The organism is Streptomyces phytophilus, from assembly GCF_013870535.1.
Taxonomy (GTDB): domain Bacteria; phylum Actinomycetota; class Actinomycetes; order Streptomycetales; family Streptomycetaceae; genus Streptomyces; species Streptomyces phytophilus.
Genome location: NZ_JACBXC010001236.1, coordinates 1 through 1,762, shown reverse-complemented (window position 1 = coordinate 1,762; position 1,762 = coordinate 1). Strand labels below are relative to the sequence as shown.

Sequence of the window (1,762 nt, the reverse complement as noted above, 5' to 3'; positions counted from 1 at the left end):
GGTGCGAGAGCAGGTCGAGGGAGCCGGCGGTGAAGTCGCGCTCGGCGGTCAGTTCGGCGCGCCGGCCCAGCTTGTGGGCGAAGCCGTGGACGAGGTCGGCCAGGCCGTCGGTGTCACGGGTGTCGGTGACGGCGCGGAGCAGCAGATGCGTGAAGTCGGAGTCGTTCTTCACCGCGAACAGCCCGGCGGCCTCACCCTCGTCGGCGTTCATCTCCCGCTGGTAGCGGAAGAGTTCGGGGTCGAGGCCGAGCCGCCCCAGGTGCTCGTTCCACCGCTCGTGGATCTCCTCCCACACCACGTCCAGGTGCGGGTACGCCTTGCCGGCCTCGGCCAGTACGTCCCGGAAGCCCTTCATCGTGCGGCGCCGCCCGCGCGCGCCGGAGGCGCCCTCCGCGGCGGGGCGCACCGCCGCGGACTCGGCGACGGGCAGCGCGTCCAGGCCCATCCCGGGACCGGGGCGGAACGAGTACCACGCCTCGGCGAACTTCCGCGGGTCGCCGGAGACCTGCCGCCCGCGCCACTCGCTCACTTTGCCGACGACGATCTGCTCGCCGGTCACGGTGTGCTGCCACTCCAGCGCGACGTGCCCGGTGTCGTCGGCGAGCAGGAACTTGCGGAGCACGCCGGAGCTGGCGCCGCCCAGGGTGTTGCGGTGGCCGGGCAGCATCACGGAGAAGATCAGCTTCAGGAGTACGGACTTGCCGCCGCCGTTCTCCAGGAACAGCACGCCCGCGGGCGCGGGCCGGCGCGGCGGCCCGGCGGGCTCGGATACGAAGAAGTCGCCCTGGGCGGGCGCCGGCCGGGGCACCTCGCCACCGACGCCGCGCAGGTCGAGCACGGTGTCGGCGTACCGCGCCCCGGCGGGTCCGATGGAGTAGAGGCGGATCCTGGACAGCTCGTACATGGGATTGCGGCCCTCGCTCGTTCCGTCTCGACCGGCCGTCAGGCCCGCTCGTGCTGGCTGGGGAAGAACGGCAGCGCGCCGCCGGCGGACTCGCCGTCGTCGGCGGCGGGCACCAAGGTCGCGCTGCCGTCGGCGACGGGCACGACGCCCAGCTCCAGCAGCTCGGACATGGCCGCGCTGCCCGCCATGTCCCGCACCTGCAACTGGTAGCGGGCGGTGGTGCGGTACGTGCCGCCGGCGTCGTCCGACGTGCGCTGGAGGAAGCCGGAGTCGGTGAGGAACGCCATGGCCTTGCCGATGATGCCGGTGGTGGAGCCGGCGAGCCGGCGGGCGTCCTTCGTGGCGCCGGTGGCGCTGCGGCGCGCGTACACCCGCCAGGCGGCCTCCAGGCCGCGTTCGCCCTCGGCCGGGTCGGTGTTCTCGCCGGCCTCCTCGGCGCGCTCCTCCAGGCGGCGGCACGCCTGGCGGACGAAGGCGTCGACGCCGTTGACGCTGACGCGGCCGATGTAGCCGTCGTCGGCCAGGTCCTCGGGGCGCGGGAACGCCATGGCGGCGACGGCGAGATGGGCCAGGCCGTGCAGGAAGCGGTCGGCGGAGTCGGTGGCGGCGCGGCGGGCGTAGTCGCCCATGCGGACGGCGAAGACGGAGTCCTCGGCGGCGGTGACGGCCATGCCGGTACGGGTCGAGACCTCCAGCACGACGAGGCCCAGGCCCGTGGCGACGGCGTCGGCGAGGCGCGCGAAGGGCGGCTCCTCGCGGTAGCGGCGGAGCAGTTCGGCGTACTCCAGGTCGCGGGCGGGCAGCAGCTTGGGCTGGAGGCCGAAGGAGACCAGGCGGGCGGCGTCGGCGGCGTCCGCG

1 protein-coding gene and 1 pseudogene are annotated in these 1,762 nt (G+C 74.6%); both read right to left on the bottom strand.

From position 1 onward, the window contains the following. Positions 1-904, bottom strand: a pseudogene (locus H5J30_RS31175) (hypothetical protein); the annotation flags it as partial. A 38-nt stretch (positions 905-942) separates the two neighbouring features. Beyond that, positions 943-1,762 (bottom strand): hypothetical protein (locus H5J30_RS31170; RefSeq protein WP_181790872.1); only part of this gene is annotated, 820 nt, incomplete at its 5' end.